The organism is Phormidesmis priestleyi BC1401, assembly GCF_001650195.1.
Classification (GTDB): domain Bacteria; phylum Cyanobacteriota; class Cyanobacteriia; order Leptolyngbyales; family Leptolyngbyaceae; genus Phormidesmis_A; species Phormidesmis_A priestleyi_B.
The window spans coordinates 43,587-70,156 of sequence record NZ_LXYR01000025.1; the positions used below are offsets into that span (position 1 = coordinate 43,587).

Sequence of the window (26,570 nt, forward strand, 5' to 3'; positions counted from 1 at the left end):
CCCTCACCCCCAACCCCTCTCCCGCAGGAGAGGAGAGCTAGAAATCCTGTTCCCTCTCCTGCGGGAGAGGGCTAGGGTGAGGGCAAATTCTTTGATTCACAGCCAGATTCAGCAACGCCCGATTTTCCTGCGCCGAGATAGAGTTCTCCCACTTTGGGATTGTCGAGCAGATCAGCCCCGCGACCCTCAAAACGATCGCGTCCCGCTTCTAAAACATAGCCTCGGTCTGCCATCTCTAGCGCTTTACGAGCATTTTGCTCGACTAGGACGATCGCCGTTCCGCTTTGGTTAATCTGCTGAATCTGCTCAAAGACGCTGTTGGCAAGAATCGGAGACAGCGCGGCTGAAGGCTCGTCTAGCAACAGCAAGCTGGGTTGCAGCATCAACGCTTTGCCCATTGCCAGCATTTGCCGTTCGCCTCCCGACAGCGTTCCGGCTCGCTGGCGACGACGATCGGCGAGGCGAGGAAACTTAGCAAAAATCTCGTCTTTGAGTGGCTGGAGCGAAACATCGCGGACAAACGCGCCCATTTCCAGGTTTTCTTCGACGGTGAGAGACGGGAAGACGTTGGAAATCTGCGGCACATAGCACATACCCTGTCGGACAATCTGATCGGATTTTAGCCCTGCAATGCTTTCGCCCTTAAAGACGATCGTGCCCTGATTAGGAGTCAGCAAGCCAAACACCGCCTTTGCCAGCGTCGATTTTCCGGCTCCGTTGGGACCAATAATCGCCACCAACTCGCCCGGATAAACCTTCATGCTGACCCCCTGCAAGATGTTTAGGTCTTTGATGTAGCCAGCGTAGACATTTTCAACTTCGAGCAGAGGGGCAGTGTTATTCATGATAAGCAGAGTTATTGGGGAGTGCTTTGCAGTTCCGGTCGTTCTTCGGGCACGATCGCGCCTTCAACCGGACAGACTTGCAGACAAATTCCACAGTCGATGCAGGTGGAGAAATCGATCCAATACCAATCGGTTCCTTTGGCGTTTTTGCTGGGACCTTCGTGAATGCACGCAACGGGGCAGGCATCAACGCAATCTGCAACGCCTTCGCAAATGTTTGTAACGATCGTATGAGACACAGTAGTTGCTTCCTAAAAAATTGAGTGAGAGAATTCACTGAGAACGCTTTCTATTATCGCGTCAGAATTTCATCAACCGGGGAGCCGTTGATATCCATCCAAACGATTTGGGCAATGCCACGACGACGGGCATAGTCTCGAATGGCTTCTCGACTGGTGCCGCTCAGATCGAGTTCGACCTGGAGCGGGTGGGTAGATTCTCGCAGCTTTTGGGCATGAGCAAAGGCGATCGCGTGAGTTTGCGGAGTCTCTGACACGACTAACCAATCGCTGGCGGGGGTCTGGTCAGGCAGTTGCCCCGTAGGGAGCAGAATCTGGTGCAGTTGCTCCATTTGCAGTGAGAACCCGATGCTCGGAATTGACTGTCCTTGAGGATGGAAAAGCCCTAAAAGCTGGTCATAGCGTCCGCCTTGACCCAAAACTTTTTGCCCCGATGCCGTCGTGCTGGTGACTTCAAACACGATTCCGGTGTAGTAGTCGAAGGTGCGAATCAGGCTTAAGTCGAGGATAATCGGCAGCGCGATCGTCGAATCTCTCAACCGTAAATCGAGACTTTCTTGCAGCAGTTCGATCAACGATTTGAGGTTATTGACTGACTCTCGCTGTGTGTCATCGAGATCAAGACTGCTGACTCGCTGAATCACATCGGCAGGTTTACCTCGCAAATCGAGCAGGAGGAGCGCCCGATCTTGCAATTCCGCCGAGAGTGGCAACGCCTCTAGCGCGAGTCGATCGAGTTGAGCAATAGCATAGCGGACTTTATCGCGCACATTTGCCGGGAAGGGAGAAAGGAGCGATCGCGTCAAACCCGCTTCCCCTAAAATCAGGCTCCAAGACGCATCAGATGAGCTTTTTAGCTGTCCCAATCCCAAATTATTCAAACAATCGATCAGCAATAAGAGAATTTCGGCATCGGCTAACAGCCCACCGCCGCCGAGCAGCTCAACGCCTGCCTGATAAAACTCCTGCTGACCACTGTGACTGCCTTCTTGGGCGCGACGAAACACGTTTGTGTTGTAGTAGAGCCGCTGAGGATAGGTTGCGCCAGCCATGCGAGTCACCGCAGTGCGAGCGATCGAAGCCGTCAGTTCGGGACGCAGCCCCAAAACTTCATCATCCAAATTGTTGAGTTGAATGACCGTCGATCGCTGAATTGCACCCCCTGCCATCAACGTGTCGAGCCGTTCTAGCGTCGAGGTGATGATCCGGTGATAGCCCCAGCGATGAAAGACTTGCTGTAGCCGCTCTTCAATCCAGCGTTTTTGCGTGACATCCAAAGGCAATAAATCTCTGGCACCTGCTGGAGGTTGATAAACCATTATTTTTTCTTTCCACTAAATAAACCGCCAAACAGCCCGCCAGTGCCCTCTGACTTGTTGCGATCGGGCTTGCTGCCTGTAGTCGCCTGAGAGGCTGCTTTGTTGGTCTGTTGCTCTAGATATTTCTTTCCTTCTAGGGCGGTTGGGTCGTCTGGATTCATCGCCAACGCCTTATTGAAGTGGATTTTTGCCATCGTCCCTTGCTTTTGTTGCAGATACACCATCCCCATCAGGCTATGACAACGGCAGTGGTTGGGATCAATTTGCAACGCATCTCGCAGTTCTAACGTCGCTTGCGCGTGATTCCCCTTCTTCATAAATCCTTCTGCTCGACGATAATATTGTTCGAGGAGCGAATCTCGCTGTTCTTGGGCGGAGGGAGGAGTCACTGCTGCCGAATTAGGAGCTTCTGTAGAGGTTGGAGTCGCAGTCGTGTAAAGCGGTTTTTTGGGTTCTCCGATCGTGCCCTCGCCCTTGCCTTCTTTTCTCGCCAGGTAGACTAGATTAAGTTCACTAATCTGCGCGGTCAATTCTAAAACTTGGTCAAGCTGCTGATATTGGCGATCGGCGAGATCTTGCAGTGCAGTTCGATAAAAGTAGTCAAGATTGTTGGCAGTCAACAACTGTTTTGCCAGACTTCCTAACACTTGAGTGTGGGTTTGATGCCGCATGGCTCCTTGCCCTTTGAGTTTGAGCAAGACCGCGTGATCAACGCGAGTGCGCTCTTGAGACAGCTTTTCCCAGGCGGGGTTGACCATTTTTGAGAGAAATTGACTTGCCAGATGACGATCGCTCTCGCTCGTTAAAACACTGCTGTCTGGATGCAGGCGACGGGCAATTTTCAAATAATTCTTGCGAATTTCTTTGATGTCTGCTTCGACCGACACCCCGATGACCGAGTGATAGTCGGAGAAGTCCAACATGAACAAACCTCGTTCAATTTGAAAACTCATGTGCTCTGTCTATCTGGGTAAGTGATGGGGTTTTAACGACCCGTTTTTAAGAACGATCGCCGCAATTCAAAACGTCTTTCAAAGAGTATCCGCTTATTCTATAGGATCTGTCCGTTTTACCTGCATCAACTCGTGACTCAATGAGTGATGAATCTTGGAATTTGTGGCTAAAATTCGCCCAGATGAGAGGTTAAAGGGAGCGCGATCGTAGGCGGTGACGCTGCCTCCTGCTTCTTCGACGAGCACGATTCCCGCTGTCATATCCCACATGGATAAGCCTCGTTCCCAATAGCCGTCAAATCGTCCGCAGGCAACGTAGGCAAGGTCAAGGGCGGCAGAGCCATCACGACGAACGCCCTGAGTTAGATGAGTCAGATGAGCAAATTCTGCGTAATTAGTGTCGGGGGTTTGGTGGCGATCGTAGGCAAACCCCGTGACGAGCAGGCTTTTACTCAATTCGTCGGTTTGCGACACTCGAATCGATCGCCGATTGCAGGTTGCCCCTAGCCCTTTGGCGGCTCTAAAAAGCTCTTGCTGAATCGGGTTAAACACGGCTCCCACTTGGGGAACGCCGTCAATCAGTAAGCCGACTGAGACCGCAAAACAAGGATATTGATGGGCGTAATTGGTCGTGCCATCCAGGGGGTCGATCGCCCACAAATACTCACTGTCAGAGCGACCAAACTGTCCTGACTCTTCTGCCAAAATGGGGTGATCGGGCACATGACGACGCAACACCTCTAAAACGGCGGCTTCGGCGGCTTTGTCTGCCTCAGTGACTAAATCTCCTGGGCGACCTTTTTCCTGAATGTCTTCGAGCTTGCCCCAGTGAGTTTGCAGAACGGCTCCGGCGGCTAACACTGCCTCGGTCGCGATGTCTAAAAAGATTTGGAGTTGTTGAGGCGTGTGGGACATGAATTTAAGCCGTGGAAATGGGGAAAGTTTAGCATCTGCTCAGGTTCGATCGAGGCGTTGGTCTAGGCTTGATCGCTCACGTCTCCCGGAGGCTGCCGCATTGGGTCTTGAGGATTCCAAATGCCTAGTCCTAAAATTCGAGCGCGATCTTGGGCACGACTTAACCGCAGTTCGTATGCAGATTTCGGCGGATTGGAAACCGTTATCGCGTGTCCTTCTGCAACTAGCCGTTCATTTAACAAAACTCCATTTAGCCAAGCGTAGACCGATCGCCGTCCTTTGGCGGTGCGAGGAGTGCGATCGGACTCCAGCACCACAGACTGATTGAGAATCATCGCCTCCAACCGGACTTTAGCCGCACTTCCCCACGGTTTTTGAGTCAGGTTTGGCACCGCGATTCCGGCAAGTCGAACTCGTTCGGTGATGTCCGGCTCCCCAGAGATGCCTTGCAGCTCAAGTTCTTGACCGCTCAAAACGCGTTGAACGGCGATCGTGTCTCCTTGAGGAGAATTTACTGGTTGGCAGCTAACTAATAGACAAAGCAAAACAGGCACGATCCAGAACGGGACACGCTTTTTCCAAATTTTCACACTTCACCGCCCCGTTTTGTTTTCTACTCTTCGTCGAGTGGCAACCCCCGTTTGACTCTGCCTTTGCCAAAATAGCGACCAAACTGAAGCTCATACACTTCGTCTTCATCTTGAGTTTCGACTTCTAAGTCCGATCGGGCATAGCTCACGCACAGCAGGGCATAGCCTTGTCGCTGCAAATCGATCGATAGCCCTACTGCCTCTGGCTGATAGAGTTCCCCCGCTTTGACCCGAACCGCACATGTCGTACATGCCCCGTTGCGACACGAGAACGGTAGCTCAACGCCCTGATGTTCGGCGCTGTGGAGAATGTAGCGATCGTCGGGCACCTGAAACGAGGCATAGGTGTCTTTTTGACGGTTATAAACGCGGATGGTATGAAACTGAGTCATAAATTGCCAAAGTTCGTTCGCTCTCTTTCCAGTATGGAACAATTCTGGTAGGATAGAAATTCTGTGACTGAGAATACAGCACAGCCTTGGAGAGATGGCCGAGTGGTTGAAGGCGCAGCACTGGAAATGCTGTTTAGGGCAACTTAACGAGGGTTCGAATCCCTCTCTCTCCGTTTTAAATCATCAGCAGAACAGCACCTGAGATTATCTCATTGAGAATTATTCTGCTGATATAACCGTCTTAGGCAAGGTTCACTTCAGCCATCGGTTTAGAACTGAGGTCGATAAGCTTACCCTCTTTGGTCAGCTTGAGGTGTCGCCCTCGCCACTCAATGCGATCGCCGACAAACCCATAGCACCAGAGCGCAAATCGCATCAGATCGCTCAACGGCACCAGCCAAAATAGTTTTTTGACCGTGGGATCGTTTAAGACGTTTACCCCAACAATCCAAGCCATTGTTAGTCTAAAAAGCCAGGTGACGCTCAGCACGATCCAGCCTAGCTGAGAGGCTTGTGTGGTCAGCAAAAACAACAGGCTTGTCACCGTTCCAAAAGTGAAGATTTGCCCTGCATATCCCCAAGGTTGGCAGACTCGAATGCCTCGATTCCAGCGAGTCTGATGTTGAATTAGATCAGAAAAGCGGTTGGTGTCTAATCCGTGGTTGACGACGTAGTGAGACAGCACCACTTGATAGCCTGCATCAAAGGGCATTCGTCCCAAGTGAAAGTCGTCATGAAGGTAGTTGGCGACTGCTTGAAATCCTCCGATCGCGTTTAACACAGAGCGGCGAATCGCGATCGTGGCACCGATGCCAAAATTCATGCCTGACAGAGTTCGAGACACCAACGTAGTGGGGGCTAACTCGGTTGAAATTCCTAATGCTTCAAACGCAGCCGTCCATCCTTGAACCTGTGAACGATACATACAGGTCACTACCCCGACTGAGGGATTGCACAAGGGTTGCACCACTTTGATCAGATAATCTGAACCCACCCGAATATCGCTGTCTGAAATCAGCAAAATCGCATGGTCAGCTTCGATCGCGGCATTTGCCAAATTGCTAATTTTTAGATTGGTTCCAATCGCCTGATCGCTGATCACTAACTGCATCTCGATCGCGGAAAAGTCTTGCATAATCTGTTGCACCACTGCCACGACGGGATCGTTTGGATCTTGCACTCCAAAGATGATTTGATAGTTGGGATAGTCTTGGCGACAAAATGAGGCAAGATTTTCGTAGGTGTGACTATCTAATCCGCATAAAGGTTTGAGAATGCTGATCGGCGGATGAAACTCAGGATTCATCGGGGTAGATTGAGATAAAAATGCGATCGCAGAATAAGCGGCAAGGCAGTAATAAAAGATCGCGACGAGGCAAAACAACAAGGGAATGAATCGGGCGTAGCCACCAAATTCTGTTAAATGAAGGACTGATAGCATTAACGGACAACCGCTCCTAATTGAGAATAATTGGCTAACTTAAAGCCTTGATCGTGAATCATAGCCCGCACTCGATCGCTAATCAGCGCATCGCGTTCTGCCTCACCTAACCCATACGATTCGTTGGCAGGTTCTCCCGCAATTGCAACGGCGGGGTGAAAATAGATTTCTACCCAATTTGACTGAATGTGGGGAATCAGCTTGAGCAAATAGTCTTCAGTCATCCGACCGCTGTTGAACAAGCCATACACGCGGTCGACAAACTGAATATTGCGTGACCGCAGCACAAATTCTCCATAGCGCCGTAGCACAGCATAAACGATCGACAGCAGCAGTTTTATAGGCAGATCAGAGCGATCGGCTCGAAGAGTGGCAGACAGATCTTCAAGGGGCAACCGCATTGATCGGATGTTAAACTCATCTGACAAGTTGACTAGATGATTCAGCACCACGGGCTGAATGTGAACATGGACGTGCCCATCCACATGAGATAGTGGCAGTCCAGTTTGACGAAATTTTTCGAGTTGCGCCCGAATCTCAAGCGGAATTTCGCGCCGTGCAGCCGCGCTGAAGTGGTAGTAAATACCCGCTTTTTCTGGCTGATTTGAGAAATTGCCGTGAGCGTCAACTAGGTGAGGAATTTGAGCGGGCGGCAGCACCGATCGTCCGCAGGCTAAAACGAGATGTAGCCCAACTGCAAGGGTCGGATGTGCCTTTGCTAGCGTCACCGCTTCTTCAAACGCATCGCCCGTCACCATCAGGCTAGTGCTGGTCAAAACGCCTCGTTCGTGCGCCTCAATAATGGCTTGATTAACGCCAGATGAAAACCCAAAATCATCGCCGTTGATAATTAATCGACGAGGTGCTGTCTGATCGAATTTCAATGGTTTGTCCTTTAACTGATAGCTGACTTTATTTCTTCTGACAAATCGGGTGGACAGGGAACCAGTTTACCTGTTCGCGTCAATTTGAACTGGCGATCGCGCCATCGAATCGTATCGCCCAAAAATCCGTAGCACCATAAAGCAAAACTGATCAGATCACGCAAGGGCACAAACCAAAGGAATTGTTTTGCGATCGGATCGCGAATGCTTTTGACTCCAATAAACCACGCCATTGCTAATCGAGTTGTCCACGTAATTCCTAAAACGATCCAACCCCAAATCGATCCGGCTGTGATCAGCAAGAACAATAGACTCGCCACCGTGCCGTAAGTAAATATTAACCCCAAATATCCCCAAGGGCGCGAGACTCGAATCCCTACCATCCAGCGCAGTTGACGCTGCCAAGAACCCATCAGAGTGCTGGTTGCAATCACATGGTCAACAATGTGATGAGAAAGCACGACATCATAGCCAATTTGAGCAGGTAGATAACCCAACTGAAAGTCATCGGCTAGATAGTTAGCGATCGCCCCAAACCCGCCAATTTCTTCTAGCACTGAGCGACGAATCACGATCGTTTGACCCATCGCAAACTTGATTCCCTCTAACTGGTTGCTGACCAAAACCCCCGGATGAAACTCTGTTGCTGAACTCAACGCTTCTAAATGAGTTAACCATCGGTCTGTGAGCGATCGATAGAGACAGGTTACGACTCCGACTTGAGGATTATTTAGGGGTTGAATCACCTGCTGCAAATAGTTAGGTTCAACATACACATCACTATCTGCCATCAAGATTATTTCGTGACTGGCGTTGGTCATGGCATTGCCAAGATTACTAACTTTGCCGTTTGACCCGATCGCGCGATCGCTGACCACAAGCTGAAGGTCGATCGTCGGAAAATCGCGAATAATTTGCTTGATCACCTCAATCCCAGAGTCAGCCCAATCTTGCACTGCAAAGATAACTTGATAGTTGGGATAGTCTTGGCAACAGAAAGAGGAAAGATTTTTATAGGCATCTCGATCGCAGCCGCACACGGGTTTTAGAATGCTGATCGGGGGATGAAAATTAGGATCAATCCGTTCAGTCTGAGAAAAAAATGTGTGCGCTGCGTAAATCGCATAGCTGTAGTAGCCAATGGCAGTAATGCAAAAAAACAATGGGAGCAACAGCAGAAAATGAGATGCAAACCAGACTTCAAAATCAAATTCTAACGTGACAGACAGTAAATTAAGACGTGTCATGATTGATGAAGCTTTCTCTTAGATAAATTAATGGAATTAGCTATGGGGCTGAATTTACCAAGATGAACGCAACCCCAATGCCAATCAACCCGGTGCCAGCGAGTCGCCCAGATGTCAGCCGCTCTTTGAGAACATAGTGGCTCCCTACAACGCTGAAAGGATAGCTCAAGGCAGTCATGGGCATGATTAAGCTCAAATCAGCCTCACTTAACAGCGCAATGAACAAGAAAAAGTCAGCCGCCATACACGCAACTCCTAAGCCTATAAAAGGATTTGTCATCGCTCGACGGGCAAGCTGCATCAGCGATCGCGCATTCACCGTTGTCACTCCACCCACCTGCTTCATGCCAGCCGTCAGCAAAATGTCGCCCGTAGACGCAGCAAGAGCCATGATCACGATTCCGGTCAGGGCGTTGCTTTGCAAAATTGTCGTTCCCACCTTGGAGGCAGACAGAGAAAACGAGAGCGGCGCAAGCAACAAGCCAGAAAATTGACGGTCTTTTCTGCGCTTTTTGATCTCAGCGGCGGCTTCGCCCAACGCCACTAGCAACACTCCACTTGATACTAGAGCAGTGCCCACCCAGCGAAGTTGCGAAATGCTTTCACCGAGAATTAACCCGGCAAAGCAAGCAGATAGCACATACTTAAAGGCGGTCATTGGCAGCACATAGCTCAAATCCAGTCGCGAAATCGCGGCTAGATAAAGCAGCAGTGCGCCCACCAAAAAAGCGATGCCCAGCACAATCCAGGGATTCGTTAGTACTTGCACTCCGATCGTCAATAGCGCAGCAGGATTTGAAAGACTCACTGCCCCAATCTGCCGCATTCCTCGGCTTAACCAGACATCACCCAAGACCTGAAAAACCACCAACAGACAAAGAACAACATACTTACGCACCGAGATTCTACCGTTTGATAGTCGTGATTATTGAGTGGGAGCAATTCTCTGGGCGAGAGTTATCTAGTAGCCGCTTGGGTGCGACGATCTTTTAGATACGAAAAGAATTCTCCCCCTTCTCGCAGTCGGCGCATCAGCATTTGCCGATCGCCCAACATTTCGCGCACGATCGGCACAATGGCTTTGGGTCGGAAGTAGAACCGACGATACATCTGCTCAACCGCATCCTCGATCTCGGCACTCGACAAATCGGGGTAGTGCAGCGTCGAGGTCTGAATGCCAGAATTGGCGACGAGTGCCTGATCGCTAAACCAGCCGTTTGCGATTGCCTGTTGATAGAGTTCGGTGCCGGGATAGGGAGCCGCGATCGAGACTTGGATCGTGTGGGGACTAATCTCACAGGCAAATCGAATCGTTTCTTCGATGGTTTCACGAGTTTCAATCGGCAACCCGACGATAAACGTCCCGTGAACCGTGATCCCCAAGTCGCGACAGTGTTTCATAAACTGCCGAGCCGCCTCTAATTTGATGCCCTTGTTGATGTTGTTGAGAATCTGCTGATTGCCCGACTCAAAACCGACGAGCAATAGGCGCAGTCCATTATCACGCAGTTGCTTCAGCGTGTCGTAGTCGAGATTGGCACGAGCGTTGCAGCTCCAGGTGAGTTTTAGCCGCTTCATGTGTTCGCTAATGGCGATCGCGCGCTGTTTGTCGATCGTGAAAGTGTCGTCGTCAAACATATATTCACGAATCCGATCTCCAAAAATCGCTTTCGCTTCTGTCAGTTCGCGCCCCACTGCTTCTGGGCTTTTGGTCCGATATTGGTGTCCTCCGATCGTTTGGGGCCATAGGCAAAAGCTGCACTTTGCCGGACAGCCGCGCCCCGTGTAAAACGAGATGTAGGGATGCAGCAAATACCCAATGAAATATTTTTCAATGTCTAAGTCACGGGCATAAACGGGGAGAACGCTAGGCATCGCATCCCAATCGTGAATCAAGTCTCGATCGGGCGTGTGGCACAGATTCCCGTCGGGGTCTCGATAGCTCAAGCCTTTGATTTGATCCCACGGGTCGCCTGCTGCGAGATCTTTGCAGGTATAGTCAAATTCGTGACGACAGACAAAATCAATGACTGGGTTGTCGCGCAGCGTTTGTTCGGGCAAAACCGCAACGTGAGCACCAATCAAACCTACTTCTACTGCCGGATTTTGGGCTTTGAGCGCTTCGGCACACTTCACGTCATTTGCCAGCGAGGGCGTGCTGGTGTGCATGATCACTAATTCATAATCTTTAGCAATCTTCAGCACATCTTCGACAGTCTGACCATGCGGTGGGGCATCGACGAGCTTGCTTCCTGGCACGAGTGCGGCAGGCTGTGCTAACCAGGTTGGATACCAAAACGAGGTAATCTCGCGCTTTGCTTGATATCTCGACCCGGCACCTCCATCAAATCCATTAAACGAGGGGGGACTGAGAAATAACGTCTTTTTCATAGATGGCGCTCCTGACGCTGGGGTAATCACCCCGTTGGATGAGAGTTTTAGGAAGTTGGCTGCTACACCAAAGTAATATTGAATTATCTACACCCTTGATGTGTCAATTCAATAGACTTGGCGTGGTGATTGTGAAGTCACTTGCTGCCTTTTTCAGAGTTGTGTTCATCGTCTATCTAAGTTTAGATGTGGTGTCAACCTACCCGAAAAAAGTTAAGAACTTGGAAAAGCAACCAAACAAAATCCCCGATTTCTTTAACCGGGGATCTAGATGCACACTTGATGAGACGGCGCTACGAAACTGCATTAGGACGCTGTGTTTCTATCGAAGCACCGGGGCTTAGACGTGGTTTAAAGCTCTAATCTTCGTTGCCATCCCGCCCTGAACTAAAGTTCGGGCTAGTGATGGCAAGTCCGTTAAGACGGACTAAACGCGAGTTATCGCCAGGTCTTCAGTCCGTGTCAGCGGACTTTCCCACGTTAGCCCGAACTTCAGTTCAGGGCGGGGCAGCATCGCAGCGAGAAAGGTTTAAACCACGCTCTAAGCCCTGATTCTAAAGTAGCTGCATAGGGCAAGGTCTACTTACAGCTTTTTCTCAACGACAGGGCGACCCTCGGTATCGACATCTAGCTCTTCTCGCCGCACCTGCTCTTCAGCCGTGACGGTATCATGATCGACAACTTTTGTGACACGCACTTCTTCGCGCACAAAGGCTTCTTTCTGAATATTAGGAATTTCTTCGTAGACTTCAATCCGCGCCACTTCTCCCGCTTGAAAGTTGGCTTCACTTGCCGGAATCACCGCTCCAGTGTTGCCAGCAGTTCGCTGAATGACCACGCGCTCTTTGTCGATCGGCACTGACACCCGCGCCGTTTCGGTCTCGATGTGCTTCCCGATCGCGACTTCTCCCGTTTTTTGGCGAGTCTTGCTGGCGATCAATCGCTCTTGATAAAGACGTAGGGTCTGATGGTCTTGCTCGTTTACGCCATAGAGTGCAGGCTCTTTGTCATAGCTGTAGGTGTCGCGATCGTAGCCAGCATCTACATCTAGCATCGGTGCCGCACTTTGAATCGCAGGCGCACTGTCACCGACATAGCCAACGCCTGATGCAGCCGTGTTCAGCATAGAAGGGCGATAAATCCCTCTGACTTGCTCTTCGTGGTCATAGTCGATCGTGGCATCTTGCGTAAACTCAGGCAGGTTTTCTACTTGGGCTTTGCTGAGGCTTTTGGCGTAAACACGACGAGCAACGTAGTCAATGCGGGCACCTCCGATCGGAAGCAAGACTTTTTTGCCTAAAATCCAAACGCCTGTGTTGATGACGAGATAGCGAAACTGACCTTCATCGTCAACTAACGCATCGTCAACTGAACCAATTTTGTCGTTTCCAGTATAGAGGTCAAGCCCGACCACGTCATCGCCATCAAAATGGCTGCGATAATCGGGGTCAAAATCTTTAATCTTATGAAGAGCCATGATTTGTTATTCCAAGGAGGTGTATTAATCTATACTCTGCGTAGAGTATAGGTTTTACCTCATTTTTCACATCCTTCCACCGACTAAATTTGTTTCATCGAAAGGACTATCTTGAACCTCATCAGCAGGTAGATGAGATCAGTTGCTCTATGCTACTTAATGAGAATTGCTGTCATCGCTTAGAAATCGCTTCAAAGGGTTCCGTTCCTAGCGGGCTAGGCAGCCAACCGTCGATCGATTTGCGAGAAACAAGCAGGGGTTTAGAGTGCACGATCGGCAGCCGCACCACTTCTCGATGCAAAATTTCGTCTACTTCTGCGTAGAGCTGCGATCGGGCGGATTGATCGGCAGTCAGTCTCGCTTGATCTAATGCTTGCAGAATGCGATCGTTCTTCCAATTTCCAATATCTTTGGTGCCACCCGTCCCAAAGTGAGGATAGTAAAATGTGTCTGGATCGCCATAGTCACCCGTCCAGCCCATCATAAAAGACTGATAGCCAGGAGGTTTGATGCGATCAGCAAGATAAGCTGTCCAGTCTTTTGTTTTGAGGGAGGCGCGAATTCCTACCGCGTTGAGATCGGCGGCAAATGCCTCAGCGATCGGCTTTGGAGTCGGGAAGTAGGGACGAGAGACGGGCATATACCACAAATCCATCTCGAAGCCGTTGGGGTAGCCTGCTTGAGCCAGCAGTTCTTTAGCTTTTTGGGGGCTGTAGTCGTAGTCCTTTAAATCTGAAGACTGCGCCCACGCGAGAATAGACGGTACGAAGTGAGGTGTACTTTCTGCCAAATCACCCCAAAAGGCTTTGACGATCGCCGCTCGATTAAGGGCATGAGCGATCGCTTGCCGAACTCGCACATCAGCCAGCGGCTTATAAGTCGGATTCAGCGCCAGATAGCCAACATTAAACGACGGTCGGGCAACGGCGGTGAGATTGGAGTCTCGATCGATTTCTGCCTTCTGATCGGGTGCCAGATCGACGGTGAAATCAAGCTGTCCGGCGCGGAGTTGTGCTAGTCGTGCGGCGGGATCGGTGATGAATCGCATCACTAATTGATTGCTTTTCGGAAATCCAGCGTTCCAATAATTGGGGTTTTTTTCGAGAACAATGCGATCGCCCGATCGCCATTCTTTAAATACAAAGGCTCCTGTGCCCACGGCTCCGGCGGCAGGTGTGCCATAACTCGCCCCAGCCTTCTGAATCGCAGTCGGGCTAGCGATGCCAAAATAACCCGACGCGATCGTGCTAGGAAATGCCGCAAACGGCTGCTTCAACCCAAACTGAATCGTGGATTTATCTGTCACAACTACATTCTGAAGCAGTGAGTTGGGTTCGCCTTTAGAGCCGCCAAAAATCTGTTCCCAAATCTCATAAGTCTTGCCCGCGTTGCGATAGCCATTGGGACTGTTTTTGTCCCACCAGCGATCGACGTTAAACTTCACCGCGTTGGCATTAAACTCCGTTCCATCATGAAATTTAACGCCCTGACGCAGTTTGAATGTCCAGATTTTACCATCGGGTGAAGCCGTCCACGAAGTCGCTAAACCGGGCTGTAATTCTGTGGTTCCCGGCTTGAACTCGATTAGACGGTTGTAGATTTGATTGTGAACAATAAGCGAGTTGCCGTCTGTGACGTTGCCCGATTCTAGATTGATGGGCTGACCACTCGAACCGTAAACCAAAATGCCCGATTGAGCGGTTCCACCAGAAGTTGAAGGGTTGCTGCAATTGGATATGAGGAAGGCGATCGTCAACAATGCCGCTAAAAATCCAGGTTGCCAAGCGGGTTTGAATTGATATCGGACTTGTTTCAGAAATTTTTTCACAGCGTTTTGATTCCTCACTCTCACTCATTGCCACTAGCGTTCTTGAATTGTCATCGCTAACCAATCTGCGCGACTTTCTGATTCACACGCGGTTTACCAAATCGCTCCCAGGCGCTGCCGCCGCGCAAAAATAGCTCCATCCAGCGAGTCTCAGCGCCATCGATCGACCAGCCAGAACTGCCCGGAGCAAACGCCAACGTGCCTTCAGGAACGCGAAAACTGCCGTCTGAGTAAATCGCATCGCTGACTACATCGCCAATCCGAATCACGACTTTGGATTCTGGCTCTAACGTCAACGAGTCAGCCGAAATCGTGGTTTTGATGTTGCCATAGCCATCGACCCAGGCAACCCGATCGCTCGGCACATCGGGAATTTGATCTGGCTTGAGAATCTCGCCCAACAAACTGAGATCTCCATGGGCGATCGCCGCCGCAGCCGGAGGAAAGACATCGCGCGATCGAAACTGTGATCCGCCTCGCGAAACATTCACAATTTGCAAAACCTGAGCGTGATGCTTGATAAATGAGAGCGTGAACCCCGCGTTTACACCGACGACTTTCACCCCATTATTTAAGAGCGCGTAAGTCAATCCTTCACCTTCGTTGTTTTGTCGGGCTTCGGGGTCGTCTTGACGCGGCGCACAGTTGTGATAAATCAATCGCTCTGCCGGACCCGGATTCAAGCCGAGTTGGGCGATCCAAAACCCTGTCGCCAACGTGCTAAACGGCGGAACCGAGAGCAGATTAATCTGCGCTTGAGGAATGTCCGTCAACAGGCGTTGAGTCACTTCTGAAAAGGCAGGATCGCCCGTTCCATAGTCTGCAATCAAGCTGATAAACATGGTGAATTTCTAGTCTGACGGTTGCCCTGAGAACGTTTCTAGCTTAGACGCTTTAGACGCAATGAAGACACGTTAAAATCAAGTCTCTACTTGGGAGAACAAAGCCTTGCCTACACTTGGAGTCAACATCGACCACATTGCCACGATTCGGCAAGCCCGACGCACCGTAGAACCCGATCCCGTCGCGGCAGCAGTCTTAGCAGAACTCGCCGGAGCCGATGGCATCACCGTGCATTTGCGGGAAGATCGGCGGCACATTCAGGATCGCGATGTGCAGCTATTGCGGCAAACCGTGCGAACGCATTTAAATTTAGAAATGGCAGCGACCGATGAAATGGTAGCGATCGCCCTCAAAATCCAGCCCGATTATGTCACGCTCGTGCCCGAAAAGCGCCAAGAAGTCACCACTGAAGGCGGCTTAGATATCGCCGGACAGATAGACCGCATGAAATTCGTCGTCAGCCAGCTTCAGGACGCAGACATTCCCGTCAGTTTGTTTATTGATGTCGATCGTCATCAAATCGATGCGTCTGCCGCGACAGGTGCCCAATTTATCGAGCTACACACCGGACAGTATTCTGAAGCTCGCACCGAAGCGAGCCGCGCCAAAGAGTTGCAAATCTTAGCAGACGGCTGTGAACACGCGATCGCTGCTCACCTGCGCGTCAACGCCGGACATGGACTCACCTATTGGAATGTTTACCCGATCGCAGGTCTCACAGGCATGGAAGAATTGAACATTGGACATACGATTATTAGCCGTGCTGCCCTGGTTGGGTTAGAACGTGCCGTCCGGGAAATGAAACAAGCGATTCAAGGAAAACTGTAATGACAACTTATTACTATGTTTTGGCGAGTCAGAAGTTTCTGACCGAAGATGAACCGATCGATGAAATCTTTAAAGAACGGACTCGCAACTATCAGGAAAACGAAAAAGAAATCGATTTCTGGCTCGTCAAACAGCCTGCGTTTCTCGATGCGCCTGAAATGGCTGCGATCAAAGCTCAATGTCCTCAACCTGCGGCGGCGATCGTCTCCACCAACAAACAATTTATTACCTGGCTAAAGCTGAGGCTAGAATATGTAATCACAGGTGAATTCCAGGTTTCAGAAACGATTCCCCAGCCGTTGGCTTCTCTAGCTGTCGTTTCGTGATAATCTGCGAATTTACTGACCCGACTCAGCTATTTGCAGCCAAAAAAGACTTATGAACCCGACGATCGTGCGCTCTTATTGGACTGGCTTCAAAGCACTTCCCGCGATCGTTGGGTTATTGGCAGCAACTCCCCATAGCGCGATCGCGCAATCAAATAATCCTCAATGTCAGCCCCCAAATGCGGGTGAATATTTGCTGTTGGTAGCAAGCACCACGCCAGACGTTCAAACTAAGTTACGCAAAGTGCTGCCGAACAATGCCAGCACTACAGTTTGTCGTTATTTAAATGATGTAGTGACTCGTGTTGGTGGTTTCAACACGGCAGAAGCCGCGAGTTCTTGGGCGCAATATTTGACTGAGACAGTCGGGCTTCAGGCATTTGTGGCACGACCTCCGATCGCCGGAAATGTCCCTCAGAGTCCTGCTATCACAAATCCCCTATCAGCAATCCTAAATCCTTCCAATACCTCGAAGTACGATCCTCAGCCTCTTGGTGCAGGCTACGCGGTTTTGGTGAGCTACTTCAATAAACCAGAGTTGGCAACTCAGCTACAGCAGGCACTTAAAAAAGACGTGGGATTAGTATCTTATGGGCAACGTCCTTATCTACTGGCGATTTATACTACGGATCAACGTGCAGCAAATTATACGCTACAGAGTCTAAGCGATCGGGGCTTTTTTGTCATGTTGGTAGACAGTCGTCGCGTCACGTTATTAAAATCCAGCGTCCAAATTTCCCCACCCGCCGTCGGAGAACGGTAGCCAACCATCCGCACCGTAGAGACGTTTCGGTGGAACGTCTCCTCCTCCCGACGATCGATCTCTTCACGCATTAAATTGCAAACCCGATCGACCCATTCTTTCGGGGCGACGGGAAGAGAGACGTTCCGGTGGAACGTCTCTACCGGGGTTATCGACCAAACGCAAATTCTGCGCCGAATGAAATCGCAATGCCTAAAACCGAGCCGACGATGACTTGAACAGGGGTATGTCCTAACAATTCTTTGAGGCGATCTTCGGTGAACTGATGTTCTCCCTGAAAGAACTCATCGATGATTTGGTTAAGAATTCGGGCTTGCTTCCCAGCCGCCTGACGGACTCCTGCCGCATCATACATAACGACGATCGCGACGATCGTCGCGATCGCAAACTCACTGCTTGCCCATCCTGAAGTCTGCCCGACTCCAGCCGCAAGAGCCGTCACCAAAGCAGAGTGAGAACTGGGCATTCCGCCGCTTTCAATCACCACCCGAAAGTTTAATTTGTGATTTTTAACCAGTTCAACAATCAGCTTAGTTGCTTGAGTGAGCAGACAGGCAAAGATTGCAACGAGCAGCACTCTGTTATTCAGTAATTCGCCAAAGTCCTGCATTTTTTAAAGGATGAGGGATGAAATATTAGTGGGTACGGGCTGTGATGAAGTCGGCGATCGCCATCAGGGGCACGGCACGATCGCCAAACCCCGTGACTTCTGATTTGGCTTGCTCGATGAGCTGTTGAGCTTGGCGCTTCGACTCCTCGATTCCCCAAAAGCTGGGATAGGTCGCCTTTTGAGCGCGTAAATCTTTGCCGACCGATTTGCCCAACTCTTCTTGAGTCGAGGTGATGTCTAACACGTCATCGACGATTTGAAAGGCAAGCCCGATCGCTTGAGAATATCGAGATAATCGCTGTACATCAGTCTGGGAGGCTCCGGCAATGATGCCACCACTGACGACTGAGGCTTCTAGCAAGGCAGCCGTTTTGTGAGCATGAATGAAGTTGAGCGTTTCAATTTTCACATCGCACGCGCCTTCACAGTGCAGATCGACGACTTGACCACCGACCAGCCCCGCCGCACCTACAGCGCGACCGAGACGGGCAATCACCTTCATCAAGCGATCGGCAGGAACGTCTTTTGTCTCTTCAACAATGTGCTCAAAGGCGTATGCCAGCAGTCCGTCTCCAGCCAGAATTGCGACCGCTTCGTTAAAAACTTTGTGATTGGTCAGCTTGCCTCGACGATAATCGTCGTTATCCATCGCAGGCAAGTCATCATGAATCAGCGACATGGTGTGAATCATCTCTAGCGCGCAGGCGGTCGGCATCGCCATCTCGATCGTGCCGCCCATCAGTTCACAGGTCGCCAAACAGAGAATCGGACGCAACCGCTTGCCACCTGCCAGCAGCGAATAGCGCATCGCCTCATAAATCTGTTCAGGGTAGATCACCGGGAGGGAGCGATCGAGGGCAGCTTCTACCTGTTCTTGCCTGGTCGATAGATAAGCGCGCAAGTCAAACTGAGAGGCTCGTCTTGAAAATTGTGTTTCGTCCGTCACTACCATAGGTTCCCTCCTAACATCGTCTCGCAGTCACCTCTAAACAGAGACTATTGTGACTGTTAATTCAACTGGTCATTCAAATTTTTGGCGATAGCTCCATACTGTATTGTGCAACAGCATGGTCACAGTCATTGCGCCAACTCCACCCGGAACAGGCGTTAAATATCCGGCAACGGGCAAGACTGCCTCGAAATCAACATCGCCGACCAAGCGACTTTTGCCAGTTTCGTCGGTAATGCGGTTGATGCCGACATCGACCACAACCGCGCCAGGTTTGACCATCTCAGGGGTGATCAAACCTGGGCGACCCACAGCGGCGATCAGAATGTCAGCACTGCGAGCGATCGTGCTCAAATCATGCGATCGAGAGTGAGCGATCGTCACCGTCGCGTCGGCTTCTAATAACAGGAGTGCGATCGGTTTTCCTACCAAAATACTACGACCAATGACGACCGCTTGTTTACCTTTGAGATCAATTTGATAAGCTTCTAAAAGCCGCATCACTCCCGCAGGGGTGCAGCTTCTCAGCCCTGGTTCACCGCGCACTAATCGTCCGAGATTAAGAGGATGCAGCCCGTCTGCGTCTTTATCGGGATCGATTTGGTTGAGTAGCGCTACAGAGTCTAAATGATCGGGAAGGGGTAACTGGACTAAGATGCCGTCTACCCGATCGTCGCGATTAAGTGCTTGAATCGTCTGCTCTAACTCAGCCTGCGTCACATCTGCGGGGAAATGCTTGCCATAGGACGCGATTCCAACAGTCGTACAAGCGCGTTCTTTATTTCGCACATAGGCAGCGCTGGCGGGGTTGTCGCCTACCATCAAAACGGCTAAACCTGGAGGGCGCTGATAGCGGACTTGCAGCGTTTGAACCTGCTGGGCTAACTCTGCCTGCATCCGTTGAGCCAGAGCTTTGCCGTCGAGAAGTTGGGCTGTCATAAAAAATGAAACGATGAGTGATGAATTTTGAGTGAAAATAAATTCAAAATTCAGAGTGCTCTGGGTATCTTTTAGGTCAAGAAAGAGTACGATTGCTCTGCAAAAGTCCGAATCGTTGCTAACACATCGATCAACTTCTCCTAGCGTCGCAAATTTAGTCTACCGTGGAATGCCTTTCGGGTAGTCTTTGAGCGCGGTTGAATCAGGCTCGATGTTTCTGAAGTTTATTCATCAAAACTAGGTAGGTGAGCGATGCGATCGAACGTCTCAATTCTCACGGGCGGGTTTGGGCTGTCTCTCTTGGTCGGGCTAGTGGGCTGTAGCAGTCCGGTTCTCCAGCCAGAGGAGACGAGTTTTCATCCCGAAGTGATGCTTTCGACCCTCAACTTTAGCACCGCTAAAATTAGCGATTTGCAAAGGCAGAAAACAAATTTTACGGTGCATTTACAGGGCAAAACGGGTGCTCAAGCGCCGTTGGCAGGGTTGAGTGCCTATGAGCTTCAAGACTCGACGGGCAAAGTTTGGGTGGTGACGAAAAGTGCCCCTCCTGCCCCCAGAACCGCCGTAAAAATCACCGGAAAAGTCCGCTATCAGCGTATTGTGTTGGATGGTAGGGAGCAAGGGTCGATTTATGTCGAACAAGAGGGATCTGCCGAACCCGTCTCAGCAACCAAATCATAAGGCGATCGCATGGATGATTGTATGAAGGACGATCGGGTGCAGGTTGCGATCGCCATTCTCTACCAAGACAACCGATTTTTGATGCAGCTTAGAGACAACGATCCCCGCATCGTCCATCCGGGCTGCTGGGGCTTTTTTGGAGGACACATTGAGCCAGGAGAAAGCCCAGAAGTCGCTGTTCAACGAGAATTGGTTGAAGAAATTGGCTACGCGATGCCTAGTGTGACGAAGTTTAAGGACTACAGCGACGAAAAAGTGATTCGTCACGTCTTTCATGCGCCTTTAATGGTTGGGTTGGAGAAACTTGTCTTAATGGAAGGCTGGGATCTGAGGCTACTCTCGCTAGAGGATATTACTCGCGGGGATTGCTTTTCCGATCGAGCCAACCAAGTTCGACCGTTGGGCGCAACTCATCAACAAATTTTGCTAGACTTCATCGAAGCAAATGGTTCAATTAATGATTAAAAATAGTACACAGACTCTATATTTTAATCGCCCTTTTAACTATGGATCTGGTGAGATTGCAAAAAGCCCTGTCTGTCGAGGCAGAGCACGGATTTAACAACCTGGAGGGCAATCAGTATCACTTCGGTGAATTTTTGCATCTCAATTTCAGCCAGCCGGATGCGGCACTGCCCGATCGGGACCAGAGCCGCTGTCAAGAAATCGCCTCTCAGTTTGCCAGCTATGCCGATCTGACGTTTTCTCAGCGTCAGCATTTGGTGGCAGAGACGCGACGGTTTCTATTTCAGGTCAAAAAAGCCTCTGAGGAAATCGAAAAAAAATCGACCTACTCGACAAATCAGCCATCGGCTAAGAAAGTTGTTGCGAGTCCGATCGTCGAATCCAATGCCAACATTTCGCTTGATCAATCCCTTACTTATCTTCCGGGAGTCGGACCCAAAAGTGCTGAGAAGCTGGCAAAACTAGGGCTGCTCACGGTGCGAGATATGCTCTATTACTACCCGCGAGATCACCTTGACTATGCGCGTCAGGTCACGATTCGAGAGCTAAAAGCAGGCGAAACCGTGACCCTGATCGGAACGGTGAAAAGCTGTAGTTGTTTTACCAGTCCGCGCAATAGTAAGCTGACGATCGTCGAACTCGTGATTCGCGACTCGACGGGACAGATGAAAATCAGCCGTTTCTTTGCCGGAACTCGCTACAGCAATCGCGGTTGGCAAGAACAGCAGAAGCGTCAATATCCAGTTGGGGCAGCGATCGCCGCATCAGGTTTTGTGAAGGAAACCAAGTTTGGCATGACGTTAGAAGATCCTGATCTAGAGATTTTGGGGCAAGCTGACGACGAGATTGACTCCTTGACCGTCGGGCGAATTGTGCCGATTTACCCGCTCACAGAGGGCGTTGGGGCAGATTTAGTTCGACGGACGATGACTACAGCACTGGGCGCGGTCGATCGCCTGCAAGAAGCGCTGCCAAAAGGTTTGCGAGATGAATATGGGTTGATTGGTCTGGCGGAAGCGATTTCTCACATTCACTTCCCGCCTGATAGTGACGCACTAGAAGCTGCCCGTCGCCGCCTCGTTTTTGACGAATTTTTCTATCTGCAACTGGGCTTGCTCAACCGTCGCAAAACTCAGCAAAAAGTCCAAGCCAGTGCCGTGGTTGCCTCGACGGGAAAGCTCATTGATGATTTCTACAAACAACTGCCGTTTGAACTCACAAACGCTCAAAACCGAGTCGTTAACGACATTCTGAATGATCTGCAAAAACCCGTCCCGATGAATCGCTTAGTTCAGGGCGATGTGGGATCGGGCAAAACCGTCGTCGCCGTGATTGCTCTGTTAGCCGCGATTCAGTCTGGCTATCAAGGCGCGTTGATGGCTCCGACTGAAGTCTTGTCAGAACAGCACTATCGAAAATTAGTCGGTTGGTTCAATTTGCTGCATCTGCCCGTGGAGTTGCTGACAGGCTCGACTAAAGCCGCCAAACGTCGCGAGATTCACGCCCAACTCGAAACTGGAGAACTGCCCTTGCTCGTCGGCACTCACGCTCTGATTCAAGACACGGTGAACTTTCATCGGTTGGGCTTAGTCGTGATTGACGAACAGCATCGTTTTGGAGTTCAGCAACGGGCAAAACTTCAGCAAAAAGGTGAGCATCCCCACGTGTTGACGATGACCGCGACACCGATTCCTCGGACGCTGGCGTTGACGCTTCACGGTGATTTAGATGTCAGTCAAATCGATGAGTTGCCGCCGGGTCGCAAGGCAATTCAAACTACGGTGCTGGCGGGGCGAGAGCGCCTAAAAGCCTATGAGCTAATGCGGCGTGAAGTTGCTCAAGGTCGCCAGATTTATGTCGTGCTGCCTCTGGTCGAAGAATCAGAAAAATTGGATTTGAAATCGGCGATCGACGAACATCAAGAACTTCAAGAAAAGGTCTTTCCTGAACTTAAAGTCGGCTTGCTGCATGGGCGAATGTCATCTGCCGAGAAAGACGAATCGATTACGCAATTTCGCGATAACCAGACGCAAATTCTCGTCTCAACTACCGTGGTTGAAGTGGGGGTTGATGTCCCCAATGCGTCAGTAATGTTGATCGAACACGCCGATCGCTTTGGGCTGTCGCAACTGCATCAGCTTCGCGGTCGAGTCGGTCGAGGGTCGGCTCAGTCATTTTGTCTGCTGATGAGCAGTTCTAAAACCGAAACTGCCCGTCAACGCCTAAAAGTATTGGAGCAGTCGCAGGACGGATTTTTTATCTCAGAAATGGATATGCGATTTCGAGGTCCTGGTGCGGTGCTGGGAACGCGACAATCAGGTCTGCCAGATTTTGCGCTGGCGAGTTTGGTAGACGATCAAGAAGTGCTGGAACTAGCAAGAAGTGCGGCAGAGAGGACGATCGAGAAAGATCCTACGCTTGAGAAATGGGCGGTCATGAAAGCCGAACTTGACTATCGCTATCAGCGCTTAATGGGTGGCGCGATTTTGACTTAGGCTTTCTTAGAGGGCTTAAAGAACGATCGGACTTTTCTCAATAAATACGACAAAAATCCTTTAGAAACCTTCTCAAATTTGTAATAGAACAGAACATCTATAATGTCTTCTAGCTTCATTGGCTCTAGATAAGAGACGACTTTATCCACTAAAGAATCGGCATCTTCTAGATACTTTTTCATCCCCAGCTTTTCCGAAACTTTCCACTTTGCCAGAAAGGTTTGGTGCATCTCTTTCTGATAGTCATCAAAGTCGTTTCTTTGATTATCTAAGTATTCTTGAATGTGTCTGCAAGCGATTTCAGAACTGAGCATCGCGTGTCGAATGCCCTCGCCACCCAAGAAGTTGATCGTTGAAACCGTGTCTCCGATCGCGATTAAGTTATCTCGACTATAGACATCATTCAACCCCATACTATATTTGACTGTTGCGCCGTGAACATCGGTAATTTTGTAGAATTCTGGCTTGATATAGTCATGAATAATCAGTTCTATGTAGTGTTTGAGTGGCTCCGTTTCTTTAACGACTCGATGTTCACCATTGACAATTCCTGCACCCACTTTTAACTGGTTTCTCTCCATCGGAAAAATCCAAGAATAGCCTTTAGGAATCCATTTATGACCTAAGAAAAATGTCAATGCTTCAGCATTCTTTCGATAAGATTGCTCATCAACTTCGATTAAATATTCGACTCCTGTTCCGGTAGTAAATTTAGGTTGAAGATCACCTTTTTGAAGGATCAGCGATCGATTCGGTCCCGTCGCGTCAACTAAAACTTTTGTGCTGACTAAAATCTTCTCACCAACAAGGTTATTTTTAATCGTGACGACTGTTTGATCGTGCTCAGTTCGGTGACTGACGTATCGACATCCCATCCATACTTCACCTCCGTGAGTGGTTACGTCTTCGGCTAAAAATTCTCGCAGCTTCGTGAAATCTAAAACACTTCCCAGCGTCTTCTCAGATTTCCAGACTCCCCGCTTGTTAGACGTGACAATTACTAATTGATTCCAAAAACTACCCACTACTCTTTGAGGTAAGTCAAACTTTTCCAAGGTTTCTAAAGGAGTTCCGGCACTAGAAAAACTGTTTTTAGTAAAGTCTTTAAAGCGCTCAATTAATAGAACTTTTCGACCCGATTTTGCTAAAATTCGAGCACATTGTCCTCCAGCAGGACCGCCACCCACTACTACTACATCAAACTTCTTCATCAAGCTTTTTTGAGTCAATTAGATTTCCTCGATCGCTTCTTCTTGCTGTTTCTATTCTTCTAGTGTTTTAGGGGGAGAAAACCAAACCGCCCCAGAATCGGGACTGCGACGGGCAAAAAAAGCTTCCAGCGCACTAACCTCTTCTCAATGATCAAGACAGTAGGCTCTCAGTTCCGCATTGCTCATCGCGTCATAATTTGGCTCTATCATTGGTACGATCGCTCCTCAATTCCGCCACAGTTATTTTTACATCTCCTGCACCCCTGAGTGATAGACATCAGAAGCTCACTTCAGAGTTAAGTAGTATTTTAGGCGTTGTTGAATGCAGGTATGAAATGCCTTCCTCACGAAGTGGGGCAAGCCCCCGCCAACCCTTCTCCCCGGAGAGAAGGGAGCCAGAACTCTTGTCCCCTCTCCTTTTAGGACTTGCCGTTACCCACATTTTTTCCAGCAGGGTAGAGTGTGAAAATGAACATCGAAGCATTCGCAGACTTGAAGCAGTAGACAACTCAGCAATGGGGAGCGGTAGAGCTAGGCGATAAGCGACGGACGCAACGGGCGGTGCAAATGGGAGCCGCCCCCGCTGCGAATCCGAGTGCAAATTTACCGGAATAGATGCAGAGTTGGGGTTCACTCAAAGCAGCCTATCGGTTGCTGTCGGAAGCAGATGTGAGTCATGCCGCCTTGAGTAAACCCCACTGGGAGCAGATCCAAAGCAGCGCCAAAACGAGCGATGCTGAGGTGGTGCTGTTTGTGCAAGATGTGAGCCTTTAAGCAACGGAGTACCGTTCGTTAGGGATGAAAGAAACATAACAGTCGGCAAGGCTCAGTTGTTCTAAGGTTGGGTAATGCCCTGACCACAAAGACCGATTTAACACGGGTGCGATTGCGCCCGTATGTGAGCCTGGTTCTGGAGGGTCATGATTAAGCCAATGGCGAAGTGGTAGATCCCACTATCCCGGTTAGGAGACTGTATGGGCGGTGCCCTCCAGGTCAGTGCAGGTCTAAATCATCTGCTATCGAGGATCAGAGTATGAACAAATCTGACAGCGAGTTATTGATGATCAATGGGAATGCAGCAGGCATTGACCTGGGTGCAGACTACCACTGAGTGAGCGTCCCCGAAGGACGGGACAGTGAAGGTGTGCGTCGCTTTGGTTGCTTTACCGCAGACCTTTATAGAATGGCAACCTGGCTTAAAGCCCGTGGGATTGAGACGGTGGCAATGGAAGCGACAGGGGTGTACTGGATTCCCGTGTTCCAGATTCTGGAAACCCAGGGCTTCGAGGTCAAGTTAGTCAATGCCCGTCATGCTAGGACGGTGCCCGATCGCAAAAGCGATGTCCTTGACTGCCAATGGTTGCGCCAACTGCACCGTTACGGGTTGCTAGCCGGTTCATTCCGCCCCGATGACTCAGTCTGTGTCCTGCGTCGCTACATTCGGCAACGGGATACGCTGATCAAGAGCGCCAGCACCCACATCCAGCAGATGCAAAAAGCACTGACCCAAATGAACGTGCAACTGCACCGCGTCATCAGCGACATCAGTGGCACCACAGGGCTTGCTATCATTCGTGCCATCGTTGCAGGAGAACGAGACTTGCACAAACTGGCGGCACTCAAAGATGTCCGCATTCACGCCAGCACCGAGGAGATTGTCGCTACCCTCACCGATCGCGCTTTTGGTACGGGCTGGAGAATGCCGATCGCCACTAAATGGATTTCTCGAACTGCGAGAGCGATCTCGACTGATCTTGTGAAACAAACCTCTCAGCCTGTTTGACTGGGAGACTATTCAAGGATTGCTTCACATCCCAAGCGGTAATCGGCGGCTCCCTAACGCCCAACTTCCTAGAGTTGAATGGTGATTTTGTTGTGCAATTCCTCCAGTTGAATGAGTGAACTGTTACCCAGGACGATGTTGAACTTCGCTAGCGAT

General features: G+C 50.1%; 27 protein-coding genes, 1 tRNA gene and 2 pseudogenes. 10 read left to right on the top strand and 20 right to left on the bottom strand.

Translation table 11 applies throughout. The features are described 5' to 3' along the window. Positions 1-71 precede the first annotated feature (71 nt). The 7 genes from A8707_RS14305 to A8707_RS14335 all read right to left on the bottom strand — a co-directional run bounded on the left by A8707_RS14305 (position 72) and on the right by A8707_RS14335 (position 5,253). Positions 72-845, bottom strand: a complete 774-nt coding sequence (locus tag A8707_RS14305; RefSeq protein ID WP_068817922.1) for an ABC transporter ATP-binding protein — start codon at positions 843-845, stop codon at positions 72-74. An 11-nt stretch (positions 846-856) separates the two neighbouring features. Then, positions 857-1,084 carry an indolepyruvate ferredoxin oxidoreductase subunit alpha gene (locus A8707_RS14310; RefSeq protein WP_068817923.1) on the bottom strand — a complete coding sequence of 76 codons (228 nt, stop codon included), beginning with the start codon at positions 1,082-1,084 and terminating at the stop codon, positions 857-859. Between the two features lie 53 nt (positions 1,085-1,137). After that, complete coding sequence (locus tag A8707_RS14315; protein WP_068817924.1) at positions 1,138-2,403, bottom strand: ATP phosphoribosyltransferase regulatory subunit; 1,266 nt, start codon at positions 2,401-2,403, stop codon at positions 1,138-1,140. Then, positions 2,403-3,326: a J domain-containing protein gene (locus tag A8707_RS14320; RefSeq protein ID WP_231948078.1), complete on the bottom strand. Its 924-nt coding sequence runs from the start codon at positions 3,324-3,326 to the stop codon at positions 2,403-2,405. Before A8707_RS14320 ends, A8707_RS14315 begins: the two co-directional genes overlap by 1 nt. Positions 3,327-3,449: 123 nt before the next feature. Further along, positions 3,450-4,271 carry an inositol monophosphatase family protein gene (locus A8707_RS14325; protein ID WP_068817926.1) on the bottom strand — a complete coding sequence of 274 codons (822 nt, stop codon included), beginning with the start codon at positions 4,269-4,271 and terminating at the stop codon, positions 3,450-3,452. 62 nt (positions 4,272-4,333) lie between these two features. Beyond that, the gene (locus A8707_RS14330) at positions 4,334-4,861 is read right to left on the bottom strand and encodes a thermonuclease family protein (protein ID WP_197484772.1); all 528 of its coding nucleotides are present in this window, start codon (positions 4,859-4,861) and stop codon (positions 4,334-4,336) included. A 23-nt stretch (positions 4,862-4,884) separates the two neighbouring features. Further along, complete coding sequence (locus tag A8707_RS14335; protein WP_068817927.1) at positions 4,885-5,253, bottom strand: 2Fe-2S iron-sulfur cluster-binding protein; 369 nt, start codon at positions 5,251-5,253, stop codon at positions 4,885-4,887. An 88-nt stretch (positions 5,254-5,341) separates the two neighbouring features. Here A8707_RS14335 and A8707_RS14340 point away from each other — a divergent pair. Continuing rightward, positions 5,342-5,426: transfer RNA gene (locus tag A8707_RS14340), tRNA-Ser, on the top strand. 68 nt (positions 5,427-5,494) lie between these two features. On the opposite strand, the gene hpnI (A8707_RS14345) is transcribed toward A8707_RS14340, so the two are convergent. The 8 genes from hpnI (A8707_RS14345) to A8707_RS14380 form a co-directional block, all read right to left on the bottom strand. Continuing rightward, entirely contained in the window at positions 5,495-6,694 is a 1,200-nt protein-coding gene (gene hpnI / locus A8707_RS14345; protein ID WP_068817928.1) for a bacteriohopanetetrol glucosamine biosynthesis glycosyltransferase HpnI, read from the bottom strand. After that, positions 6,694-7,578, bottom strand: a complete 885-nt coding sequence (hpnK, locus tag A8707_RS14350) for a hopanoid biosynthesis-associated protein HpnK (protein ID WP_068817929.1) — start codon at positions 7,576-7,578, stop codon at positions 6,694-6,696. The genes hpnI (A8707_RS14345) and hpnK overlap by 1 nt, the downstream gene beginning before the upstream one ends. An 11-nt stretch (positions 7,579-7,589) precedes the next feature. After that, entirely contained in the window at positions 7,590-8,825 is a 1,236-nt protein-coding gene (gene hpnI / locus A8707_RS14355) for a bacteriohopanetetrol glucosamine biosynthesis glycosyltransferase HpnI (protein ID WP_082906365.1), read from the bottom strand. 40 nt (positions 8,826-8,865) lie between these two features. Beyond that, positions 8,866-9,723 (bottom strand): EamA family transporter, encoded by an 858-nt coding sequence (locus A8707_RS14360; RefSeq protein ID WP_156518576.1) that lies wholly within the window; start codon positions 9,721-9,723, stop codon positions 8,866-8,868. A 59-nt stretch (positions 9,724-9,782) separates the two neighbouring features. Continuing rightward, positions 9,783-11,216 carry a hopanoid biosynthesis associated radical SAM protein HpnJ gene (gene hpnJ / locus A8707_RS14365; RefSeq protein WP_068817931.1) on the bottom strand — a complete coding sequence of 478 codons (1,434 nt, stop codon included), beginning with the start codon at positions 11,214-11,216 and terminating at the stop codon, positions 9,783-9,785. Between the two features lie 583 nt (positions 11,217-11,799). After that, positions 11,800-12,693, bottom strand: a complete 894-nt coding sequence (locus tag A8707_RS14370) for a DUF2382 domain-containing protein (protein ID WP_068817932.1) — start codon at positions 12,691-12,693, stop codon at positions 11,800-11,802. Between the two features lie 172 nt (positions 12,694-12,865). Continuing rightward, on the bottom strand, positions 12,866-14,521 hold the full coding sequence (locus tag A8707_RS14375; protein WP_231948079.1) for an ABC transporter substrate-binding protein: 1,656 nt from the start codon (positions 14,519-14,521) through the stop codon (positions 12,866-12,868). A 56-nt stretch (positions 14,522-14,577) separates the two neighbouring features. Beyond that, entirely contained in the window at positions 14,578-15,363 is a 786-nt protein-coding gene (locus tag A8707_RS14380) for an SAM hydrolase/SAM-dependent halogenase family protein (protein WP_068817933.1), read from the bottom strand. Between the two features lie 106 nt (positions 15,364-15,469). Here A8707_RS14380 and A8707_RS14385 point away from each other — a divergent pair, with 106 nt between their 5' ends. From A8707_RS14385 to A8707_RS14395, 3 genes are read left to right on the top strand one after another with little or no spacing between them, the layout of a single operon-like run. Beyond that, the gene (locus A8707_RS14385) at positions 15,470-16,192 is read left to right on the top strand and encodes a pyridoxine 5'-phosphate synthase (protein WP_068817934.1); all 723 of its coding nucleotides are present in this window, start codon (positions 15,470-15,472) and stop codon (positions 16,190-16,192) included. Continuing rightward, the gene (locus tag A8707_RS14390; RefSeq protein WP_068817935.1) at positions 16,192-16,518 is read left to right on the top strand and encodes an MgPME-cyclase complex family protein; all 327 of its coding nucleotides are present in this window, start codon (positions 16,192-16,194) and stop codon (positions 16,516-16,518) included. Before A8707_RS14385 ends, A8707_RS14390 begins: the two co-directional genes overlap by 1 nt. A 52-nt stretch (positions 16,519-16,570) precedes the next feature. Beyond that, on the top strand, positions 16,571-17,281 hold the full coding sequence (locus tag A8707_RS14395) for a hypothetical protein (protein WP_068817936.1): 711 nt from the start codon (positions 16,571-16,573) through the stop codon (positions 17,279-17,281). A gap of 148 nt (positions 17,282-17,429) precedes the next feature. On the opposite strand, the gene A8707_RS14400 is transcribed toward A8707_RS14395, so the two are convergent. The 3 genes from A8707_RS14400 to folD form a co-directional block, all read right to left on the bottom strand. After that, positions 17,430-17,891, bottom strand: coding sequence for a divergent PAP2 family protein (locus tag A8707_RS14400; RefSeq protein WP_068817937.1), 462 nt, complete (start codon positions 17,889-17,891; stop codon positions 17,430-17,432). A 25-nt stretch (positions 17,892-17,916) separates the two neighbouring features. Beyond that, positions 17,917-18,843 (bottom strand): geranylgeranyl diphosphate synthase CrtE, encoded by a 927-nt coding sequence (crtE, locus tag A8707_RS14405; RefSeq protein WP_068817938.1) that lies wholly within the window; start codon positions 18,841-18,843, stop codon positions 17,917-17,919. Between the two features lie 69 nt (positions 18,844-18,912). Continuing rightward, positions 18,913-19,779, bottom strand: a complete 867-nt coding sequence (gene folD / locus A8707_RS14410) for a bifunctional methylenetetrahydrofolate dehydrogenase/methenyltetrahydrofolate cyclohydrolase FolD (protein WP_082906366.1) — start codon at positions 19,777-19,779, stop codon at positions 18,913-18,915. A gap of 252 nt (positions 19,780-20,031) precedes the next feature. Here folD and A8707_RS14415 point away from each other — a divergent pair, with 252 nt between their 5' ends. The 3 genes from A8707_RS14415 to recG are packed head-to-tail and all read left to right on the top strand — an operon-like array spanning position 20,032 to position 23,420. Then, a complete protein-coding gene (locus A8707_RS14415) occupies positions 20,032-20,460 on the top strand; it encodes a hypothetical protein (RefSeq protein ID WP_068817940.1) in 429 nt (142 codons plus the stop codon). A 9-nt stretch (positions 20,461-20,469) separates the two neighbouring features. Next, positions 20,470-20,925, top strand: coding sequence for an NUDIX hydrolase (locus A8707_RS14420; protein ID WP_231948080.1), 456 nt, complete (start codon positions 20,470-20,472; stop codon positions 20,923-20,925). Positions 20,926-20,966: 41 nt separating this feature from the next. Further along, positions 20,967-23,420 carry an ATP-dependent DNA helicase RecG gene (gene recG / locus A8707_RS14425; protein ID WP_068817942.1) on the top strand — a complete coding sequence of 818 codons (2,454 nt, stop codon included), beginning with the start codon at positions 20,967-20,969 and terminating at the stop codon, positions 23,418-23,420. Here recG and A8707_RS14430 read toward each other — a convergent pair. Continuing rightward, positions 23,417-24,649, bottom strand: a complete 1,233-nt coding sequence (locus A8707_RS14430) for an NAD(P)/FAD-dependent oxidoreductase (RefSeq protein WP_197484773.1) — start codon at positions 24,647-24,649, stop codon at positions 23,417-23,419. The two genes, recG and A8707_RS14430, sit on opposite strands and share 4 nt — an antisense overlap. A 126-nt stretch (positions 24,650-24,775) precedes the next feature. Further along, complete coding sequence (locus tag A8707_RS30635) at positions 24,776-24,841, bottom strand: DUF6887 family protein (RefSeq protein WP_414858404.1); 66 nt, start codon at positions 24,839-24,841, stop codon at positions 24,776-24,778. 309 nt (positions 24,842-25,150) lie between these two features. Between A8707_RS30635 and A8707_RS30845 the strand changes: the two are divergent. From A8707_RS30845 to A8707_RS14435, 3 genes and pseudogenes are all read left to right on the top strand, one after another. Then, positions 25,151-25,246, top strand: a pseudogene (locus tag A8707_RS30845) (IS4/Tn5 family transposase DNA-binding protein); the annotation flags it as partial. Then, entirely contained in the window at positions 25,247-25,405 is a 159-nt protein-coding gene (locus A8707_RS28180) for a hypothetical protein (protein ID WP_156518577.1), read from the top strand. A gap of 259 nt (positions 25,406-25,664) precedes the next feature. Then, a pseudogene (locus A8707_RS14435) lies at positions 25,665-26,303 on the top strand (IS110 family RNA-guided transposase); the annotation flags it as partial. Positions 26,304-26,570 lie beyond the last annotated feature (267 nt).

Excerpts from the sequence above, each read along its gene's own strand:
- A8707_RS14305 (WP_068817922.1), bottom strand. The coding sequence starts at position 845 with ATGAATAACACTGCCCCTCTGCTCGAAGTTGAAAATGTCTACGCTGGC.
- A8707_RS14315 (WP_068817924.1), bottom strand. The coding sequence starts at position 2,403 with ATGGTTTATCAACCTCCAGCAGGTGCCAGAGATTTATTGCCTTTGGAT.
- A8707_RS14320 (WP_231948078.1), bottom strand. The coding sequence starts at position 3,326 with ATGTTGGACTTCTCCGACTATCACTCGGTCATCGGGGTGTCGGTCGAA.
- A8707_RS14325 (WP_068817926.1), bottom strand. The coding sequence starts at position 4,271 with ATGTCCCACACGCCTCAACAACTCCAAATCTTTTTAGACATCGCGACC.
- A8707_RS14335 (WP_068817927.1), bottom strand. The coding sequence starts at position 5,253 with ATGACTCAGTTTCATACCATCCGCGTTTATAACCGTCAAAAAGACACC.
- hpnI (WP_068817928.1), bottom strand. The coding sequence starts at position 6,694 with ATGCTATCAGTCCTTCATTTAACAGAATTTGGTGGCTACGCCCGATTC.
- hpnI (WP_082906365.1), bottom strand. The coding sequence starts at position 8,825 with ATGACACGTCTTAATTTACTGTCTGTCACGTTAGAATTTGATTTTGAA.
- hpnJ (WP_068817931.1), bottom strand. The coding sequence starts at position 11,216 with ATGAAAAAGACGTTATTTCTCAGTCCCCCCTCGTTTAATGGATTTGAT.
- A8707_RS14370 (WP_068817932.1), bottom strand. The coding sequence starts at position 12,693 with ATGGCTCTTCATAAGATTAAAGATTTTGACCCCGATTATCGCAGCCAT.
- A8707_RS14380 (WP_068817933.1), bottom strand. The coding sequence starts at position 15,363 with ATGTTTATCAGCTTGATTGCAGACTATGGAACGGGCGATCCTGCCTTT.
- A8707_RS14390 (WP_068817935.1), top strand. The coding sequence starts at position 16,192 with ATGACAACTTATTACTATGTTTTGGCGAGTCAGAAGTTTCTGACCGAA.
- A8707_RS14395 (WP_068817936.1), top strand. The coding sequence starts at position 16,571 with ATGAACCCGACGATCGTGCGCTCTTATTGGACTGGCTTCAAAGCACTT.
- A8707_RS14400 (WP_068817937.1), bottom strand. The coding sequence starts at position 17,891 with ATGCAGGACTTTGGCGAATTACTGAATAACAGAGTGCTGCTCGTTGCA.
- crtE (WP_068817938.1), bottom strand. The coding sequence starts at position 18,843 with ATGGTAGTGACGGACGAAACACAATTTTCAAGACGAGCCTCTCAGTTT.
- folD (WP_082906366.1), bottom strand. The coding sequence starts at position 19,779 with ATGACAGCCCAACTTCTCGACGGCAAAGCTCTGGCTCAACGGATGCAG.
- A8707_RS14415 (WP_068817940.1), top strand. The coding sequence starts at position 20,032 with ATGCGATCGAACGTCTCAATTCTCACGGGCGGGTTTGGGCTGTCTCTC.
- A8707_RS14420 (WP_231948080.1), top strand. The coding sequence starts at position 20,470 with ATGGATGATTGTATGAAGGACGATCGGGTGCAGGTTGCGATCGCCATT.
- recG (WP_068817942.1), top strand. The coding sequence starts at position 20,967 with ATGGATCTGGTGAGATTGCAAAAAGCCCTGTCTGTCGAGGCAGAGCAC.
- A8707_RS28180 (WP_156518577.1), top strand. The coding sequence starts at position 25,247 with ATGCAGAGTTGGGGTTCACTCAAAGCAGCCTATCGGTTGCTGTCGGAA.